The following is an 18,474-nucleotide window of genomic DNA, read 5'->3' on the forward strand; positions in this document are numbered from 1 at the left end:
AATTTATATTTTGTAGAATCCTTTCAACTGAGAAAAATATTTTTTTCTTCTCAAATAATGGCACACTAAGATACTTCTTTTTATTCGTTCGGGAATCATCAATAAGGATGTTTTTTCAAGATTTATCATCCGGGAGACCCTAAATTCCTTTCTTAAAGCGTTATATTCCCTGCGAGCCTGAAACACAGCTGTCATATTAGGAAATTGTCCCTTCATCATGAAAGTAAAAGCAGCCACATAATCAAGAAGACAACGTATAATCATAACTCGTCGTAACTCATTTTGAGGAAGATTCTTATAAAGCATCAGCAGGTTGTTCCTGAAGTTAAGGAACGTTTTCCTGGGATTCTCTTTTTTAAGTGTTGCTCCGCCCACGTGATAGACCACGCTTTGAGGGATACAAACTAATCCTCTGTTTCGACTTCTGAGCCGCCAACAAAGGTCAATCTCTTCCATGTGGGCAAAAAAACGTCCATCCAAACCGCCTGCTTCCCAATAATCGGACGAACGGATGAAAAGAGCGGCACCGGTTGCCCAGAATATCGGAACAATTTCTTCGTATTGGCCTTGATCCTTCTCTATTACACCCATGATTCGCCCTCGGCAGAAAGGGTATCCGTAACGGTCAATATATCCTCCACAAGCTCCGGCATATTCAAAATGATCTTTCTGGCGCCAACTTAATATCTTAGGCTGACAGGCAGAAACTTCCGGATGAGCATCCAGATAAGTAATCATCGGTTCCAACCAGCATTCTGTCACCTCTACATCGGAGTTGAGCAGTACATAATAGTCTGCCTCCACCTGATTCAATGCCTTATTGTACCCATCGGCAAAACCATAATTACGATCAAGCGCCACTTGCTTTACCAATGGAAACTCTTGATTGAGCACCAATATTGAGTTGTCCGTGGAAGCATTGTCGGCCACATAAACTTCCACACCGCTTAATGCGGAGTAACGAATAACGGATGGAAGAAACTTACGAAGCATCTCGCTTCCATTCCAATTCAGAATTACTACTGCAACTTTACTCATTTACTGATTATTTTGACGTTTGTGTTTCCATCTTTTATGAGACCAAAACCAGTACCCTGGCTCACGGATGATAGTTTGCTCCACTTTACGGGCAAACATTTCTGTGATCTCACCCGTTGCGGTCTCTTTGGGCGACTCCACCATCAATTCGAATATCGCTTCACAATAGCCTCGTTTTTCTTTTTTCAGCTCACAATAAAATACCGGAAAATCCATCATCCGGGCAATCCGTTCACCTCCATCCATAAAAGAGGTATCCTGATTCAGAAAAGTAGTCCAGTAATTAAGACTATGCACGTTGGGCGACTGGTCGGCCACCAAACCCAAGACCAGTTTTTTACCTGCGCGCCTTGCCTTAATTACCTCGCGGATTGCATCATGCTTAGGCACATTGTAACCGCCAAAACGGGAGCGATTATGCTTAAATAGTTCGTCAATGTATTTATTCTGGATGGGCTTATACACCTGCATAGGGATATCTCCTTCTTTCATGAAGGAACCAATACCCACTGCCCACTCAAAGTTAGCATAGTGAGGCATCATCACAATGATTCCGCCGTGCTTCTCAAGCATCTCCAGATAAAGCTCCGTATTAGTGAATTTCATCCGGCGAAATAGCTCCTCCTTAGACATGAGAATCATCTTCAAGCTCTCCAGCATATAATCGCAGATATAATGGTAAAATTTGCGCTCTATGGCCTTAAGTTCCTTGTTGTCCATTTCCGGAAAAGAATTTCTCATATTCATCCGGACAACCCTCTTTCTGTAACCCACTACTTTGTAAACCAGCAGGTAAAGAAGATCGGAAATCTTATAGAGTAACCAAAAAGGCATGATGGCAAGTAACCAAATGCCGATACGGGCGAATATATAAACTAGTTTCGACATCACTTATTCAATAATGGTTCCTTTCAATGCAGTTTCATCATCATTAAATCCGCCTAAAAGCACCTTAACCAGGTGATTATCCAGTCTGGGGGCATTATCCACCTCCACACGAATATAGTTATCCGTAAAACCATGCATCGGAGCCCCTGATTTGGATTTTTCCAACAAAACCGTTTTGGTTTCACCTATCCATTGAGAATAGAAAGCTTTTGTCTTTTTATCAGAAAGTTCCAGTAAACGCTGACTTCTTTCATGCTTAATTTCAGGAGAAACCACATAGTCTATCTTCAGGGCCTGTGTCCCAGGACGTTCGGAATAGCTAAATACATGAAGTTGTGTAACATCCAGTCCTTTCAGGAACTTGTAAGCTTCTTCGAAATATTCATCTCTCTCTCCACGAGTACCCACAATCACATCCACTCCGATAAATGCATGAGGCATTACCTCTTTAATTTTTTGAATCTTCGAAGCAAAGAGAGTGGTATCATACCGGCGACGCATCAGCTTCAACACGTCGTCACTACCCGACTGAAGCGGAATATGAAAATGTGGCATAAAACTCCGTGAGGAAGCTACAAACTGGATGATCTCATCAGTAAGAAGGTTCGGTTCGATGGAGGAGATGCGGTAACGTTCAATGCCATCCACCTGATCGAGTGCCTTAACCAAATCAAAGAAATTCTCTCCGGTGCTTCTACCGAAATCACCGATATTCACACCTGTAAGCACAATTTCTTTTCCACCTTCGGCTGCAGCTTGTTGAGCCTGCTCAACCATTGAGGCAATAGTTCCGTTACGACTTCTTCCACGCGCAAACGGAATGGTACAATAGGAACAGAAATAATCACAACCATCCTGAACCTTTAAGAAATAGCGGGTACGATCTCCTTTTGAACAAGAAGGAGCAAACGAACAGATATCTTTGGTTGTGGAAGCAAAAGCCTCCCCTTTCTCATGCTTATCCAAACTTCCGAGGTATTGAAGCAGATCTTTTTTCTGCTCAGCACCCAATACTATGTCTACACCTTCAATCTGTGCCACCTGGTCTGGTTTAAGTTGTGCATAACATCCTGTTACCACCACAAAAGCCCCAGGATGCTGTTTCACAAGCCGGTGTATAGCTTGACGACACTTCTTGTCGGCCACCTCGGTTACCGAACAAGTATTCACAATGCATATATCGGCTTTCTCTCCTTTCCGGGCTGTACGGACACCCGCTTCCCTAAGTGTTTTGCCAATTGTAGACGTTTCCGAAAAGTTTAATTTACAGCCTAGCGTGTAATAAACAGCTGTTTTATCCTGAAATATAGAGGTATCTATCATAATCCTTTTTACATAAACTGGTGCAAAGTTACACATTATTATAATTAAAAGTTGTTATATACCAATTAACTTTCTAATAGAAAACATTTTCCAGCAAAAACAAACGACAAATACTTTTGGAAGAATATTTATTTTTGTATATTTGCAAAGGCTGTTAGCAAGAGGTTTCAGTAATAATCAGTGTGAAACATCATAAACAACAAAACAGGCAAAAATTAAGTATTAGCTTGCTCCTTAATCATATTTAGATAAAAGAGACCAAATTCACACTAACCGTCTGCTTATCAACACAATAGAGTCCTTCTTAAAGGACAAAGAAGAAAAAAGAAAAAATTTATTCTAAAAAAAAACATAAAATAATTGTCTTTTTTGATACAACATATCAAATAAGTTCATACATTTGCAACGTTTTAATAAAGCAATTAATTGTATTACAGATTTAAAAAACAAAGAAAATGAAAAAGTTAGTATTGATGTTCGTTGCTATTGCAGCAGTTTCTTTCGCATCTTGTGGTAAAAAAGCAGCAGACGAAGCTGCAAAACAAGCTGATTCTATCAGAATCGCTGATTCAATCGCTGCAGCACAAGCAGCAGCTGACACTACAGCAACTGCTGATTCAACTGCAACTGATTCTGTAGCTCAACAGTAATCAACGAACTCGAGAGAGAATTGAAAGTCTGGCGTGCTCTAAGAGCACCAGACTTTTTTTTTGCACATAATCCAACAAAAATATTTACATTCACAGCTCACAAACCTTTTAGAAGGGCTCACCGGCAAAGATTTCAATAATAATTCCTGCGAACTACGTCATACAATCCAGCCATCCCACCTGTTTTCTACCTCAACATTCTTACCCTAATTAAGAAACCAACATTCCGATATCACACTTTAAACATATAACACCTACAAAGTCAGCACCACCCTTCCATCCACAATTCGGGCAGTACGATTCAACCAACACCAAATAGCTATTTTGGTAATACAAATACATGATCACACCGAATAAAATTGAACTTAAAAACAGCCACAGCCATTCACAATAAAAAATTTAGTTGGCACCCTAAAACAACCTCACTCACATTATCCGAGAACAAAAAAAAGGCCACCTCAATGAGGCAGCCTTTTCAGTATCTTCAGATGAGATAGATTATTCTTCAGCAATTACTTCGAAAGGAATTTCCACAGAAACTTCTTTATGAAGCTTTACTACTGCCTGATAAGAACCAACTTCTTTTACAGAGTCCTTAACAACAATAATCTTTCTATCAATTTCAAAACCAAGCTTAGCGAGAGCTTCAGCAATCTGAATGTTAGATACAGAACCAAAAATAGTACCTGTAGAGCTAACCTTTGTAGCGATTGTCAATGAAACTTCTTTCAATTTTGCAGCAAGCTCTTCAGCATCATTCTTGATTTTCTCAAGTTTATGAGCGCGTTGCTTCAAATCTTCAGCCAACATTTTCTTTGCAGATGGAGTAGCAATAACCGCTTTTCCTGTAGGAATAAGGAAGTTACGACCATAACCAGACTTAACTGTTACGATATCGTTCTTATAACCCAAATTTACTACGTCTTCTTTCAATATAATTTCCATACTCTTCCTCCTTATTATTTCATCATGTCAGTTACATATGGTAGTAACGCCAAATGGCGTGCTCTCTTAACTGCCTGTGCAATTCTACGTTGGAACTTCAATGAAGTACCTGTGATACGACGAGGAAGAATTTTTCCTTGTTCGTTCAAGAATTTCTTCAAGAATTCAGGATCTTTATAGTCGATATATTTGATACCGCTCTTTTTGAAACGACAATATTTCTTCTTCTTAACGTCTACTGAGGGCGGAGTTAAATATCTGATTTCTGATTGATTTTGTTGTGCCATGATTAATTCTCCTCCTTTTTAGTTAATTTTACATGTCTTCTCTTAGCAGCATACTCAGCAGCATACTTATCCATTCTGAAAGTCAAGAAACGGATAACTTTTTCGTCACGACGGAAGTTAAGTTCCAGCTTTTCAACAACTGTTGGTTCAGCTTTAAACTCGATCAACTGGTAAAAACCTGTCGATTTCTTTTGGATTGGGTAAGCAAGCTTCTTAAGTCCCCAATTCTCTTCATTGATAATCTCAGCTCCTTCTGCCTGCAGAATAGCCTTGAACTTTTCTACCGCTTCCTTCATCTGAACATCAGATAAAACGGGAGTTAAAATGAAAACGGTTTCGTATTGATTCATACTTGTTTAATTAAAAAAATAAATATTGTTTTTTTATTGAGTGCGCAAAGGTAAACATTTTATTGATATCCTCCAACCGTTTTAATTCTTTTTTCTTTTTATAGCTTTTTCACCCAGCATCTTAGGGTATTTTCAGAGAAGAATACTATCTTTGCAAAGTTGTTTAAACAATAATTTCATGATAGAACAATTCAATTTCGATATTCAATTAATTTTCGCCATTTTAAATGGCAAGGTATCCGCAGCAATAAATCGGAAGCTATACCGAAACTTTCGCCAGAATAATCTGGAAATCAGTCCAGAACAATGGACTGTGCTCATCTATTTATGGGAGAAAGACGGAGTCACTCAGCAGGAGTTATGTAACGCAACTTTTAAAGACAAGCCCAGCATGACCCGACTGATTGACAACATGGAGAAGCAGCATTTGGTAGTACGGATCTCCGATAAAAAGGACAGAAGAACTAATTTGATCCACCTAACAAAAACAGGAAAGGATATAGAAGAAAAGACAAGGCTAATTGCTGCCCTGACATTAAAAGAAGCTTTGCGAGGCATCACATTAAAGGAACTGGAGGTTAGCCAGGAGGTACTTCGCACCATCTTCCATAATACCAAGGATTAAATTTTCATTTCATCATTAAATAGCACAAAGGCCGGAAAATTTCCGGCCTTTGTGCTATTTAAGATAGTAATTATTAAATCGTTAAGCTTCAATCTCAGGAGTAATAAGTTTATATCCCTTTCCGTGAATATTAATGATTTCAATAGATTCATCTTCTTTAAGATGTTTACGGAGTTTTGTGATATACACATCCATGCTTCGTGCATTGAAATAGTTATCATCAATCCAGATTGTTTTCAACGCAAAATCTCTTTGCAGAATCTCATTTGCATGAGCACAAAGCAAACCAAGCAATTCAGACTCTTTAGTAGTCAGTTTAGTTTGTCTGCCTTCAATTGAAAGAATCTGTTTTTGAGTATCGAAGATAAATTTTCCAATCTTATATACATTGCTCTCCTTGTTCTTCTTTCCTCTTACCCGTCTCAGGATAGCTTCAATTCTAAAAGTCAGCTCTTCCATACTAAACGGCTTTGTAAGATAATCATCTGCCCCAATCTTAAAGCCTTCCAATATATCATCTTTAAGTGTTTTTGCTGTCAGGAATATGATTGGAATTTCAGCATTTGCCGCACGAACCTCTTGCGCCAAAGTAAAGCCGTCCTTCTTAGGCATCATTACATCAAATACGCACAGATCATACTTACTCTTCAAGAAAGCTTTGTAACCAGCCTCGCCATCAGGATACAATTCGGCAGCATATCCTTTTGCCTGCAAATATTCTCTCAAAAGCATGCCAAGATTCTCATCATCTTCGCATAATAAAATACGCATTTTCTCGTCCATATTGTTAATTATTTAATAAAGGTAATACAATAATAAATTTACTTCCCACTCCCAGTTCACTTTCAATACGAATTGTACCTTTGTGATCCTGAATTATTTTTTTCACATAAGCAAGTCCCAGTCCAAAGCCTTTCACATCGTGCAGATTACCGGTGTGTACACGGTAAAATTTATCAAAGACTTTCTTCAGGTTTTCTTTTTTTATTCCAATTCCATTATCAGCAATCGAGATGCAAAGTTTACCCGGTTCATTCCATGTTGTAACGGTCAGCAGCAAATCTTCTTCAGCTTTTTTATACTTCACTGCATTATCCATCAGATTGAAAATCACGTTGGTAATATGCATTTCATCTACAAAAATATTTGGATCTTCAGCTTTCAGATTAGCTTCAATTTTCCCATTATACTTCTCAACTTTCAAAGTGAAAGTGTTTATAACTCCCGATATTAATTCATTCGCATCAACTCCGGTCATTTTCAGCGTTGCTTTTTGCCGTTCAAACATTGACATCTGCAAGACTTTTTCTACCTGGAATCTCAATCGTTTTGTTTCGTCATTAATCACCCCAGAGATATGCTGAAACATCTGCGGAGATTTACCCACCGCCGGGTCTTTCAGCATCTGAGCTGCCAGAGAGATTGTTGATATCGGAGTTTTAAACTCATGAGTCATATTATTAATGAAATCATTCTTCATTTCCGTCAGCTTTTTCTGCCTGAAGGCAATGTAAATGGTAAAGATGAATGTTATCAACAACACCAATGTAAACACCAAAGACGGAAGCATAAAGCTGATCGAATCAAAAATATAATCTCTTCGTGTAGGGAAATGTACCTTCACAAAACTAATCTTTGTAGGCGGATCATTAGGAAAAAGAATTTGAGTATACGAATTTTCGCTTCCTTTATCTTCATAATCGGGACAGCGGTAAGCTTCCCTCCCATCCTTATCAGTAACAGTGAAGTGATATGGTATATCTATTCCGTTGTTAACAAACTCTGATTTTAAGTAACCATCAAGATTTTTAAAATTAACACGATCTTCCAAAGCCTTATCACTTGCTTTATAAAGAATGTTCAAGACCACTTCATCCAGTAATACCCGTTGATGCAGGTATCTATTTTTAATTGCTTCCTGCAATGCTTTCGATGTCTGAAGAATATTATTCTCACCATGCTTCCTCGATATCATTGCCTTAGGCAGCCCCGAAGGCTTCATCATTGTTGTTTTCAGCTCAAAATCAGAAGAGGAGGAAGAGACCGGATACGAAACATGCGCCTGAGGCTCCTTCCCCTCAACATCTACCTGAGGTGAAACAGGTTGAGGACTTAATGCCACGCGTTCCGTCTCGGCTACATCTTTCTCCAGATATCTTAAAGTTTCATCATATTCCAGATTTTTTGAGACTTGATATAAGCTACGTTTTACCGATTCATCAAATTGTTCATTACGCATCTTAACCATCTCTTCTATATAACTCACCTGAAGGTAAAGCAAACTCAGAAAAGACAGCCCCATTACAATACCCAATATCCAAATTGTTGATTTTTTCATACCAACAAATTTAACATATCAAAATTAACATCCATAATCAATTAATTAAATTTAACAAGGAGTTCTCTATAATTAACCGAAAAGCATGTTTTATTTGACATTTTGTATATTACAACAAAAAATGAACTTATATAGTTGCAAATTTAATATAAATTTAACCATTCAGCTATAAAAAAAGCCAAAATATCAACTATTGTTAAAAAATAATAGGAGAAATATCATGATTTCTGTCATTTAGTATAACCAAATGGATGTAGAAACACAATAATTGCTGCAGATTTTATGCAAGCAGAGCTCACAAAAAAAGCAGATCGTTACAAAAAGATTGCAACGATCTGCCAATATTTACCACAGAGAGCTGTAAAAGCTATTCCGGGTTATTAAATCTTAAATAACAAATCATTCTTCTTTTACTTGTTTTGCCTCAAATTCTTTAATTAATTTGTCCTGAACATCAGTCGGAACAAGCTCATAGCTGGAGAATTTCATGATAAAAGATGCGCGTCCGCCTGTTAATGAGCTCAGTGAAGTTGAATAAGAAGACATCTCTTTCAATGGAACTTTTGCTACAATCTTCTCAAATCCTTTCTCGCTGCTCATTCCCATTATCATTGCACGACGTCCTTGCAAATCACCCATCACATCACCCATTTTATCACTTGGAACAAATACTTCCACATCATAGATTGGTTCCAGGATCTTCGGGCCTGCATTTTTGAATGCTTCGCTGAAAGCATTACGCCCGGCAAGCATGAACGAAATTTCATTAGAATCAACCGGGTGCATTTTTCCATCATATACAATCACACGTACGTCACGCGCATACGAGCCGGTCAATGGTCCTTGTTCTATTCTTGACATAATCCCCTTCAGGATAGCAGGCATAAAACGTGTATCGATTGATCCGCCAACAATACTATTAATAAACAATAATTTACCACCCCAGTCAAGCGGAATCTCTTCCTGTCCTTTTACATTAATCTTGTACTCCTGACCATTGAATTTGTATGTATCAGGCACAGGCATGCCCTCTTTGTAGGGTTCCACAATCAGGTGAACTTCTCCAAACTGTCCGGCTCCTCCTGATTGCTTTTTATGTCGATAATCTGCACGAGACGCCTTGGTGATTGTTTCCCGATAAGGAATTTTGGGTTCTTCATACTTAATCATAAGTTTTTCGTTGTTTTCCAATCTCCATTTCAGCGTCCGGAGGTGGAACTCACCTTGCCCATGTACCAACGTTTGCTTCAGCTCCTTGGATTGTTCAATCACCCATGTAGGATCTTCTTCGTGCATCCGATACAAAGCACTCATCATTTTTTCTGTATCTGCCTCGCTAACAGGCTTTATAGCTCTTGTATACCTTGAATTTGGATATTTGATAAAATCAAATTTGTTATTACAATCCTTTCCATTCAGGGTGTTACCCGTTTTCACTTCTTTCAACTTCACCGTCGCTCCAATGTCTCCGGCAACCAGCTCTTCAACCTTAATACGATTAGCTCCGGCAACTACAAACATCTGGGCAATACGCTCTTTCGATCCTCTATTGGCATTGGTCAAATCGTCTCCCTCTTTCACCTTACCGCTCATCACTTTAAAGTAGGAAACTTCACCGATGTGAGGCTCCACGCTTGTTTTAAAGAAATAGAGAGAAGTTGGTGCGTTTACATCCGGTGAGACTTCTACTCCTTCAGTGTTGGCAACTTTTGGCATATCTGAAACATAAGGTACCACATTGCCAAGGAATTCCATCAAACGGCGAACCCCCATATCTTTTCCTGCACATACACAGAATACTGGGAAAATGCTCCGAGTTACAAGTCCTTCACGAATACCCAGACGCATTTCGTCCGGTTCCAGGGTCTCTTTTTCAAAGAATTTCTCCATCAGGCTTTCATCATTCTCGGCTGCTGATTCTACCAATGCTTTATGCATCTCCATCGCCTTATCCATCTCTTCAGCTGGAATGTCCTCTATTTCAGGTGCACCACCTTCAGGCTTCCAAGTAAATTTCTTCATCACAAGAACATCAATCAGGGAATTAAAGCCCGGACCACAGGATATAGGGTATTGAATCGGAACTACCTTCGGGCCATATGCATCTTTCAGCTGTTCCAGGATATTATCGTAATCACATTTCTCGTGATCCAACTGATTCACAAGAAATATAACAGGTTTACTAAGCTTTTCGGTATAACGGAAGTGGTTTTGTGTACCCACTTCTATACCATACTGGCCATTAATAAGAAGAATAGCGGTATCAGTTACATTCAAGGCCGTAACTGTACTGCCAATAAAGTCATCGGAACCGGGACAATCAATAATATTCAGCTTCTTGCCGTTCCATTCGGTATGTAAAACAGTAGAAAACACAGAATAGCCATACTCCTGTTCAACCGGAAAGTAATCGCTAACTGTGTTCTTGGTGGCGATGCTTCCTCTACGTTTTATAATACCACTCTCGTAGAGCATCGCTTCCACGAGAGTGGTTTTCCCAGAGCCTGAACTTCCCAACAGGGCTAAGTTCTTAATTTCATTAGTCTGATATACCTTCATAATATATAAGATTTAAATTATTAACTCGGATATGTTTATCGCATACCTTTTACTTTGCGCAAAGTATAAATTAATAATTTCTAAAACAACTAATTACAGGTGTTAGACAACTATGTTATTTAACACAATATTACAAACTATCAATAACAGATTAATGAGTTACCAAACTTAATCAGACATCGGAATCTGGAGAAGCAGTGATTGTGAAATAAAACTCGTTATATTCCATTTGACGAATATTTAAAACCGGAAACTGTAGACTGGTTTTACTAAAAAAGCTTACTTTTGCACTTCAAACGTCAATTCATATGGCAGGCATTTACCTACATGTTCCATTTTGCAAAACCAGATGCAATTACTGTGACTTCTACTCCACAACAAGAGATGAGGTCAGAGAGCGTTATATCCGGGCGCTATGCAGGGAGTTGGAACTGCGTAACAACTACCTGGAAAATGAACCTGTGGAGACAATCTATTTCGGAGGCGGAACCCCTTCACAACTATCTCATTCCGATTTTGAAAAGATATTTACTACTTTAAACAAAGAGTATGATATACAAAATTGCGGGGAGATTACCATTGAAGCCAACCCCGACGACCTGACTCCTGAATACATCAATAAACTGACAACGCTGCCCTTCAACCGCATAAGCATTGGCATGCAGACGTTTAACGACAAGCTCCTGCGCCTGCTCAACAGAAGGCATACCGCCAATCAGGCGATTCGGGCAGTGGAAGAGTGCCGCAAGGCAGGGTTCCGCAACATCAGCATCGATCTGATGTACGGCCTTCCGGGAGAGACTCTGAAAGATTGGGTAGCCGATTTGGAAACAGCGATAAGCCTCAACCCGGAACATATTTCGGCTTACCACCTTATATATGAAGAGGGCACCCCCCTCTATAAAATGTTGCAGAAACAACAGATTACAGAGGTTAACGAAGAGTTGAGCGTCAGCTTCTTTTCACTGATGATTGAGCGTTTAACCCAAGCCGGTTACCAACATTACGAAATCTCCAACTTCTGCAAACCCGATATGTACTCACGACATAACTCGAGCTACTGGACCGGCAAGAAATATCTGGGCTGCGGCCCGTCCGCACACTCCTTTAACGGAGAAAGCCGTCAATGGAACGTATCCTCTCTGGAGCAATACCTTGAAGGAATAGAATGCGGAGCTCCCTGCTTTGAGGTGGAGCCATTAGACACTGTCACCCGCTATAACGATTTTGTGATTACCTCCCTTCGCACCATGTGGGGATTACCCCTGGCACACTTAAAAGAGGAGTTTGGCGAAGAACTGCTACAATATTGCCTGGGCAATGCAAAAAACTATCTGGAATCGGGCAAACTCGAGATTAAAGACAATACCCTTTTCCTCACCAAAGAGGGCATATTCATTTCGGATGGAATCATGAGTGACCTTCTATGGGTTGAAGAGGAATAAAACGAAGGAACGATGTTGATAATTACCATTATACTTTTTATGGCAACTGGTATCTTTGCCGGATACCTGATTCGAAACAAGAATATCGGAATTGTAAGTCGTATCGTCACCGGATTCATCTGGCTGCTTCTTTTCCTGCTGGGAATGGAGGTGGGCGGCAACGAACGCCTTATCAAAGGTCTCTACGTCTTTGGGCTGGAGGCCTTAATCCTGATGATAGCCGGAGTAACGGGAAGCATTCTTGCCTCCTGGGCCTTGTGGCGCTATATTTCAAAAAACGAACAAAAGAAGAATAATCAATCATGAAAGGAAGTCTCACCATCGTAGGGTTCTTTATTCTGGGTATCATCGTTAGCCACTACCGGTTGGTACCTTATACAAATATGTGTTCAGACCTGAGTTTCTATGCTCTTTGCGGGCTTATGTTCTTTGTCGGCATCAGCATCGGAAGCGATACGACCACCCTCAAAAACTTCCGTCAGCTCAACATTCGATATACTCTGCTTCCTCTGATGACAATTCTTGGTACATTGGCAGGATGCATCATTGTGTCCCTTTTCCTCTCCAACCGTTCCGTCAGCGAATGCTGTGCCGTTGGTTCCGGTCTGGGGTACTATTCACTTTCGAGCGTTATCATTACGGAATATCATGGAGCCGAGCTGGGCACAATAGCCCTGTTGTGCAACATCATGCGAGAGATAGTTGCCCTGCTGTGCGCCCCGCTTCTTGTAAAACATTTCGGCAGACTGTCTCCCATTTCCGTGGGAGGAGCAACTACCATGGATACTACCCTACCCATCATTACGCAATCTTGCGGAAAAGATTTTGTAGTTGTTTCAATCTTCCACGGATGCCTGACCGATTTCTCGGTTCCGTTTCTTGTAACTCTTTTCTGTTCATTGTAATATGGTCACATATCTGAGAAAGCAAAGTCTCAGAATCGTAAACTTTTTAAATTAAGAATTCCTCATATTATATATTCAAAAAAGTCGCGCAAGTCGCGCAAGTCGCGCAAAAGCAGTATAATCAACTATATACCAAATACATAACGGTGCGTCACTTTCTGCGTGACTTCAGAAAAGTCACGCAGAATCATAACAGGGGAATGGTATCTTTTTTGATGCCACATATATGTTGATGGAACCAACTCTATGTATAATCTCAACCAACCAGAAGGATTTCTCTCTCCATCCGGATCTGCATATCCTGTACATCCGGGTGTACCGCACCCCTACACCCGGATGTACTGATGACGTACACCCGGATGTACAGACAAAAACATCTGCACAAAATATAAAGTTCAAGCCATTAAAGGATATTTAAATCATTCATATCCTGGTAATAATGCGAATTATTATCGCAGAACAAAATAAATATTAAACATAGAGGGAACAATAGTGCGTGACATTTTATAAGTCGCGCGCTTTTTCTGCGGAAGTCACGCGCCCATACACCATTGATATACAAATAATTACAACGACCCTGCGTGACTTGCGCGACTTGCGTGACTTTTTTAAAAAAACTATATGAGGAAATGGGATGACGATAAGAAGAATTCCGGTTTTCAATCGGACATCTTGGTTTTGAAGTAAAAATTGGTTGGAACAGTTTCTATTTAGACACTTTACTCATCGGGTTATTAGTTATACAGGATTACAATAATGACAAAGAACAAATGAAAAAGCAACCCTTTATATTACTTTCTTCAATCTCTGATCCGATTCATGTCACTCAATAGCTATTATTTTTTTGTTTTAATCTTTCAGATTGAATTTTATTAAAAAAATGTTATTATTATAAATAATTTGCATACCTTTACCCGAAACAAAACTAAATAAATAAATTTCTACTTTAATACTCTAATAATTTCACATTATTATTATGAAGAAAAACGCTGTACTATTTCTATTGTTTTTATCAGTCCATCTATTCACATCTGCACAGGACTTCAACTACAACTATGGTAAAATTACGGATAATGAGCTATCCATGACTAGTTACCAAGGCGATGCTTCGGCTCCGGCTGTTGTAATATACAAAAATATAACAGCCAAATATGCCTATAAAAAGGATGGATTCGTAGTAGAATATATCTACGAACAGAAAATAAAAGTTTTAAAATCAGAAGGGACAAAATATGCCAATGTGACAATCCCGGTATTTGATAAAGGAGACAGCGGTTCTCCAAAAGAAGTTGTATCAAAGATTGAAGCATATGCTTATAATTTGGAGGAAGGAAAGACAAAGAAAACAAAAATGGATAAAAATTACATTTTTGAAGAGCGCATTAACCCCTTTTATAAACAAATAAAATTCACGATCCCCGCAGTGAAGGAGGGAACTGTTATTGAGTATAAATACAAACTTACCTCCGAGCGTCCCGATGTGATTGAGGACTGTGTGTTTCAGCAGGATATTCCTGCAATGTATAGTAGTTATGATGTTACTATTCCTCAGTATTTTGATTTCAATGCAGAGTTGGTAGGGAAAAACCAGATTAAGGTTGCAGAATCACTTGTTAACCAGAGCGCATCATTTGAAAATGAATACCAACAAAGTTATACTGTTAGCTTTACAAGCAGAAGAATATTCCTTACTGTGATCAACCTGCCTGCCATGAAAGATGAGCCCAACGTTTGGTGCGCTGACGACTACCGCACCAAGGTGACATTCGAGCTGAAAGGTACTAAATTCCCTGGTTCCGATTATAAGCCCTTTACCAGCAAATGGGAAGATATTGATGCTCTACTGAAAAAAGATAAAGAATTTGGCGAAGTACTTAATATGGTAAACCCATTCAGAGAAGAAATGCGCGCTATGCAGGTCACCTCTCTTCCATCAAATACTGAGAAAATACGTGCTATATTTAAGTTCTTAAAATCTAAAATCGTATGGGATGGTACCTATCGTCTTTATGGAGAAAATATCAAAAAAGCCATTAAGAAAGGTGCAGGAAGCAATGCAGACATAAATTTTATTCTTATCAGCATGTTGAAGGATGCATCCATCGATGCTTATCCGGTTATGATGAGCAAACGAAGCAGTGGCAGACTGCCTATTCTATTTCCCAGTGTTTATAAACTAAATACCTTTATAGTAGGTATAAATGATGGTAGCAGCATCGTTTATCTGGATGGCTCTGTAAGTAATGGAGATATCAACATCCTTCCACCGGTACTGATGGTAGACCGGGCAAGGGTGTACAATTCAAACGGGCCGGGAAGTTGGGTAGACCTCACCAGCGTGGGCAGACATTCAGTAAATGCTATTGTAAAAGCATCAATTTCACCCGAAGGTACAATTACGGGAGAAAGAGCTGTATCCTATTCAGGCGACAAAGCGGTCGGTTTCCGGAATGGTTTTTCGGAAGCAAAAGACAGCACTACTTTCATAACTAAAACAGAAACAGAGAACGGAATTTCTATAAAAGGCACTTCTTTCAAAGGTCTTGAAAGTTTTTCTCCAACTGTACAAGAAAGATTGATATTTACCAAAGAAGTGAGCCATAATGATACCCATATCTACCTTAACCCAATGATCTTCCCTCATCTAACCAAGAATTATTTTATGAGTGAAGAGCGTAGGTTACCTGTAGAATTTGATTATCCATACACCTTCAAGCTAGTCACCACACTTGAGATACCTAAGGGATATCAGATTGAGGACCTTCCTAAACCGATAAAGATTGTCTTTGACAAACAAGAAGGCTGTAGTTGTACCTATAATATACAACAAACTGGCAGTACAATAGAACTGGCATATACGTTCTCTCTGAAAAGACTTCTGTACACCGAGCAGGAATACAGTTCTTTGAGGAAACTATGGGGCACAATTGTGGACAAAAACAATGAGCAAATCGTATTAAAGAAAATAGCAACAGAAACTGCCGCCTCTAAAAAAGAGAGTACTCAACTGTAATATGGCGCCATTTTTATAAATGAAAAACAAAATGTAATATAACTTATTATCAACCATTCTATTATGAAGAAACTTGTAACCTTATTACTCTTGCTGGTTTCAGTCATCGGCGCGACATCAGCACAAGAATTTACAACCAAGTATGGAAAAGTGACCAAGGACGAACTCGCCATGAAAAGCTATTCCAAAGATACAACCGCATCAGCTGTTATACTTTATAAAACGCTTGATGTATGCTATTTTTATAACGATGCCATCGGAAATTTTGAGATAGAATATTATTACGAAGCAAAAATAAAAGTACTGAAACCTGATGGAGTTAATAAGGCAAATATTTCAATTCCATTTTACGACACTGGTAAGAGCGGTTCATCCAGAGAACGTGTCTCTAAAATAGAAGCGTTTGCCTACAACATGGAAAATGGCAAAATTCAGAAAACAAAGATGGAAAAGAATTACATCTTTGAAGAACAATCAAGTCCAGTCTACAAAAGGGTTAAATTTACCATCCCGGTAGTAAAAGAGGGTACTGTGATTGAGTATAAATATAAATTATCATCACCTTTCTGGGCAAACTTGAATGACATGGAAATCCAGGAAGACATACCTGTGGTCTATGCAAAATATCAAGTTCGCATTCCTGAATATTTTTTCTTTAATATTGACACTAGAGGGTACGAACGTTTAAAGACAGAAGATATCCGCACCAATGAAACTTTCATGGTGCAGACAAGCAATGGCACAAGACAACCGGTAACAAGCAATTCACGCCAGTTGACCTTTATTGCCAATGAGCTTTCTGCCCTGAAAGACGAACCTAATGTGTGGTGTTCAAATGATTTCTGCACTAAAGTAACCTTTGAATTAAGAGGAATTCAGTTCCCCTTCTCTGCTTATGAACCATATACCAATACTTGGGAGAAAATTGAGGAACTTCTCAAAAAAGAAGATGGTTTTGGAGACATGCTTAAGCTTAAAAATCCATATAAGGATGAGATGGGAGCACTTAATCTGTCGAACCTGTCACAACAAGAAAAAATCCGGGCAATTTTTCAGCTGTTAAGAAAGAAAATGAGCTGGAACGGCAATTATGCTTTCTTTGGAAACGAAACCAAAAAAGCGATTAAAAACGGAACGGGAAACAATGCCGATATGAACTTCGTTTTAATCAGCATGCTGAAAGATGCAGGACTTAATGCATTCCCGGTAATGATGAGTACCCGGGACAGGGGAAGACTTCCTTATACTTACCCAAGCATAAATAAGCTGAACACCTTTATCGTGGGTATTAATGACACAGACAGCACAGCCGTTTTTCTGGATGGTTCTGTCAAATATGGCGATATAAACGTTATTCCATCAACGTTAATGGTAGATAGGGCCAGAACCTATAACACAAACAGTCCGGGCAGTTGGGTTGATTTAACCTCTATCGGCCGACATTCAATTAACTCGTTTATCAAAGGTAGAATTACTGCTGACGGAAAACTTGAAGGAGAAAGAAGTTCAGCATATAGTGGACTAAATGCAGCAAGCTTCCGCTCAGAGTTCAAAGCATCCAAAGACAGCGCCACATATATTCAGGAAATGGAAACCGAGAACGGCATTTCTGTAAAAGGATTCGTTTGCGAGGAACTGGAGACCCTATCCCCCAATGTTAAAGAAAAAGTTTCATTCAATAAAGAAATCAGCAGCAATGATGAACACATCTATCTAAATCCGATGATCTTCCCTCATCTCACCAAAAACCCGTTCACCAGTGAAACCCGGAAGCTCCCCATCGAATTTAGTTACCCGAATACCTTCAAACTTGCTTGTATCTTGGATATCCCAGAAGGGTATCAGGTAGAAGAATTACCAAAATCGGCAAAATTGAATCTGGAAAAACAAGGATGCGATTGTAGTTACAACATTCAGGTAATCAATAATCAAATACATCTGAGATATGTTTTCACACTTCAAAGAATCATGTATTCTACAGATGAATATCCATCTCTCCGCAATTTCTGGGGAACAGTTATGAATAAGAATAATGAGCAGATTGTACTGAAGAAGATTACCTCACAAAATACACAACCTGCACAACAGACTTCACAACAATAAAATAC

The 18,474-nt window shown here is 39.1% G+C and carries 16 protein-coding genes and 2 pseudogenes; 8 read left to right on the forward strand and 10 right to left on the reverse strand.

The annotated features are described in order from the left end of the window. Nucleotides 1-3: 3 nt before the first annotated feature. From ABWU87_RS09425 to mtaB, 3 genes are read right to left on the reverse strand one after another with little or no spacing between them, the layout of a single operon-like run. Nucleotides 4-1,038 carry a glycosyltransferase family 2 protein gene (locus tag ABWU87_RS09425; RefSeq protein ID WP_353330182.1) on the reverse strand — a complete coding sequence of 345 codons (1,035 nt, stop codon included), beginning with the start codon at nucleotides 1,036-1,038 and terminating at the stop codon, nucleotides 4-6. Further along, entirely contained in the window at nucleotides 1,039-1,926 is an 888-nt protein-coding gene (locus ABWU87_RS09430; protein WP_434533880.1) for a lysophospholipid acyltransferase family protein, read from the reverse strand. 3 nt (nucleotides 1,927-1,929) lie between these two features. Continuing rightward, entirely contained in the window at nucleotides 1,930-3,249 is a 1,320-nt protein-coding gene (gene mtaB / locus ABWU87_RS09435; RefSeq protein WP_353330186.1) for a tRNA (N(6)-L-threonylcarbamoyladenosine(37)-C(2))-methylthiotransferase MtaB, read from the reverse strand. 455 nt (nucleotides 3,250-3,704) lie between these two features. Between mtaB and ABWU87_RS09440 the strand changes: the two genes are divergently transcribed. Further along, nucleotides 3,705-3,899 (forward strand): hypothetical protein, encoded by a 195-nt coding sequence (locus tag ABWU87_RS09440; protein WP_353330188.1) that lies wholly within the window; start codon nucleotides 3,705-3,707, stop codon nucleotides 3,897-3,899. Nucleotides 3,900-4,397: 498 nt separating this feature from the next. On the opposite strand, the gene rplI is transcribed toward ABWU87_RS09440, so the two are convergent. The 3 genes from rplI to rpsF are packed head-to-tail and all read right to left on the reverse strand — an operon-like array spanning nucleotide 4,398 to nucleotide 5,481. After that, complete coding sequence (gene rplI, locus ABWU87_RS09445) at nucleotides 4,398-4,844, reverse strand: 50S ribosomal protein L9 (protein WP_353330190.1); 447 nt, start codon at nucleotides 4,842-4,844, stop codon at nucleotides 4,398-4,400. 14 nt (nucleotides 4,845-4,858) lie between these two features. Further along, complete coding sequence (gene rpsR / locus ABWU87_RS09450; protein WP_163213217.1) at nucleotides 4,859-5,131, reverse strand: 30S ribosomal protein S18; 273 nt, start codon at nucleotides 5,129-5,131, stop codon at nucleotides 4,859-4,861. A 2-nt stretch (nucleotides 5,132-5,133) separates the two neighbouring features. Further along, nucleotides 5,134-5,481 carry a 30S ribosomal protein S6 gene (gene rpsF, locus ABWU87_RS09455; protein WP_353330193.1) on the reverse strand — a complete coding sequence of 116 codons (348 nt, stop codon included), beginning with the start codon at nucleotides 5,479-5,481 and terminating at the stop codon, nucleotides 5,134-5,136. 178 nt (nucleotides 5,482-5,659) lie between these two features. Here rpsF and ABWU87_RS09460 point away from each other — a divergent pair, with 178 nt between their 5' ends. Then, nucleotides 5,660-6,106, forward strand: a complete 447-nt coding sequence (locus ABWU87_RS09460) for a MarR family winged helix-turn-helix transcriptional regulator (RefSeq protein WP_353330195.1) — start codon at nucleotides 5,660-5,662, stop codon at nucleotides 6,104-6,106. Between the two features lie 81 nt (nucleotides 6,107-6,187). On the opposite strand, the gene ABWU87_RS09465 is transcribed toward ABWU87_RS09460, so the two are convergent. The 4 genes and pseudogenes from ABWU87_RS09465 to ABWU87_RS09475 form a co-directional block, all read right to left on the reverse strand. Next, on the reverse strand, nucleotides 6,188-6,889 hold the full coding sequence (locus ABWU87_RS09465; RefSeq protein WP_353330197.1) for a response regulator transcription factor RprY: 702 nt from the start codon (nucleotides 6,887-6,889) through the stop codon (nucleotides 6,188-6,190). 4 nt (nucleotides 6,890-6,893) lie between these two features. Beyond that, a pseudogene (locus ABWU87_RS09470) lies at nucleotides 6,894-8,135 on the reverse strand (sensor histidine kinase); the annotation flags it as partial. 83 nt (nucleotides 8,136-8,218) lie between these two features. Continuing rightward, nucleotides 8,219-8,444: pseudogene (locus ABWU87_RS14935) on the reverse strand (two-component sensor histidine kinase); the annotation flags it as partial. Nucleotides 8,445-8,843: 399 nt separating this feature from the next. Then, nucleotides 8,844-11,003, reverse strand: a complete 2,160-nt coding sequence (locus tag ABWU87_RS09475; protein WP_353330201.1) for an elongation factor G — start codon at nucleotides 11,001-11,003, stop codon at nucleotides 8,844-8,846. Between the two features lie 308 nt (nucleotides 11,004-11,311). On the opposite strand from ABWU87_RS09475, the gene hemW reads away from it, so the two are divergent. The 6 genes from hemW (at nucleotide 11,312) to ABWU87_RS09505 (ending at nucleotide 18,469) form a co-directional block, all read left to right on the forward strand. After that, nucleotides 11,312-12,448, forward strand: coding sequence for a radical SAM family heme chaperone HemW (hemW, locus tag ABWU87_RS09480; protein WP_353330203.1), 1,137 nt, complete (start codon nucleotides 11,312-11,314; stop codon nucleotides 12,446-12,448). A gap of 12 nt (nucleotides 12,449-12,460) precedes the next feature. Next, on the forward strand, nucleotides 12,461-12,754 hold the full coding sequence (locus ABWU87_RS09485; RefSeq protein ID WP_434533881.1) for a LysO family transporter: 294 nt from the start codon (nucleotides 12,461-12,463) through the stop codon (nucleotides 12,752-12,754). Beyond that, complete coding sequence (locus ABWU87_RS09490) at nucleotides 12,751-13,353, forward strand: lysine exporter LysO family protein (protein ID WP_353330205.1); 603 nt, start codon at nucleotides 12,751-12,753, stop codon at nucleotides 13,351-13,353. Before ABWU87_RS09485 ends, ABWU87_RS09490 begins: the two co-directional genes overlap by 4 nt. A 232-nt stretch (nucleotides 13,354-13,585) precedes the next feature. Then, entirely contained in the window at nucleotides 13,586-13,771 is a 186-nt protein-coding gene (locus ABWU87_RS09495; RefSeq protein WP_353330207.1) for a hypothetical protein, read from the forward strand. 558 nt (nucleotides 13,772-14,329) lie between these two features. Next, nucleotides 14,330-16,366 (forward strand): DUF3857 domain-containing protein, encoded by a 2,037-nt coding sequence (locus ABWU87_RS09500; protein WP_353330209.1) that lies wholly within the window; start codon nucleotides 14,330-14,332, stop codon nucleotides 16,364-16,366. Between the two features lie 63 nt (nucleotides 16,367-16,429). Continuing rightward, a complete protein-coding gene (locus ABWU87_RS09505; protein WP_353330211.1) occupies nucleotides 16,430-18,469 on the forward strand; it encodes a DUF3857 domain-containing protein in 2,040 nt (679 codons plus the stop codon). Nucleotides 18,470-18,474 lie beyond the last annotated feature (5 nt).

It is taken from the genome of Bacteroides sedimenti (assembly GCF_040365225.1).
Taxonomy (GTDB): domain Bacteria; phylum Bacteroidota; class Bacteroidia; order Bacteroidales; family Bacteroidaceae; genus Bacteroides; species Bacteroides sedimenti.

What these genes read in the sequence shown, in the direction of transcription:
- ABWU87_RS09425 (WP_353330182.1), bottom strand. Translation starts at nt 1,038, where the DNA reads ATGAGTAAAGTTGCAGTAGTAATTCTGAATTGGAATGGAAGCGAGATG.
- ABWU87_RS09430 (WP_434533880.1), bottom strand. Translation starts at nt 1,926, where the DNA reads ATGTCGAAACTAGTTTATATATTCGCCCGTATCGGCATTTGGTTACTT.
- mtaB (WP_353330186.1), bottom strand. Translation starts at nt 3,249, where the DNA reads ATGATAGATACCTCTATATTTCAGGATAAAACAGCTGTTTATTACACG.
- ABWU87_RS09440 (WP_353330188.1), top strand. Translation starts at nt 3,705, where the DNA reads ATGAAAAAGTTAGTATTGATGTTCGTTGCTATTGCAGCAGTTTCTTTC.
- rplI (WP_353330190.1), bottom strand. Translation starts at nt 4,844, where the DNA reads ATGGAAATTATATTGAAAGAAGACGTAGTAAATTTGGGTTATAAGAAC.
- rpsR (WP_163213217.1), bottom strand. Translation starts at nt 5,131, where the DNA reads ATGGCACAACAAAATCAATCAGAAATCAGATATTTAACTCCGCCCTCA.
- rpsF (WP_353330193.1), bottom strand. Translation starts at nt 5,481, where the DNA reads ATGAATCAATACGAAACCGTTTTCATTTTAACTCCCGTTTTATCTGAT.
- ABWU87_RS09460 (WP_353330195.1), top strand. Translation starts at nt 5,660, where the DNA reads ATGATAGAACAATTCAATTTCGATATTCAATTAATTTTCGCCATTTTA.
- ABWU87_RS09465 (WP_353330197.1), bottom strand. Translation starts at nt 6,889, where the DNA reads ATGGACGAGAAAATGCGTATTTTATTATGCGAAGATGATGAGAATCTT.
- ABWU87_RS09475 (WP_353330201.1), bottom strand. Translation starts at nt 11,003, where the DNA reads ATGAAGGTATATCAGACTAATGAAATTAAGAACTTAGCCCTGTTGGGA.
- hemW (WP_353330203.1), top strand. Translation starts at nt 11,312, where the DNA reads ATGGCAGGCATTTACCTACATGTTCCATTTTGCAAAACCAGATGCAAT.
- ABWU87_RS09485 (WP_434533881.1), top strand. Translation starts at nt 12,461, where the DNA reads ATGTTGATAATTACCATTATACTTTTTATGGCAACTGGTATCTTTGCC.
- ABWU87_RS09490 (WP_353330205.1), top strand. Translation starts at nt 12,751, where the DNA reads ATGAAAGGAAGTCTCACCATCGTAGGGTTCTTTATTCTGGGTATCATC.
- ABWU87_RS09495 (WP_353330207.1), top strand. Translation starts at nt 13,586, where the DNA reads ATGGAACCAACTCTATGTATAATCTCAACCAACCAGAAGGATTTCTCT.
- ABWU87_RS09500 (WP_353330209.1), top strand. Translation starts at nt 14,330, where the DNA reads ATGAAGAAAAACGCTGTACTATTTCTATTGTTTTTATCAGTCCATCTA.
- ABWU87_RS09505 (WP_353330211.1), top strand. Translation starts at nt 16,430, where the DNA reads ATGAAGAAACTTGTAACCTTATTACTCTTGCTGGTTTCAGTCATCGGC.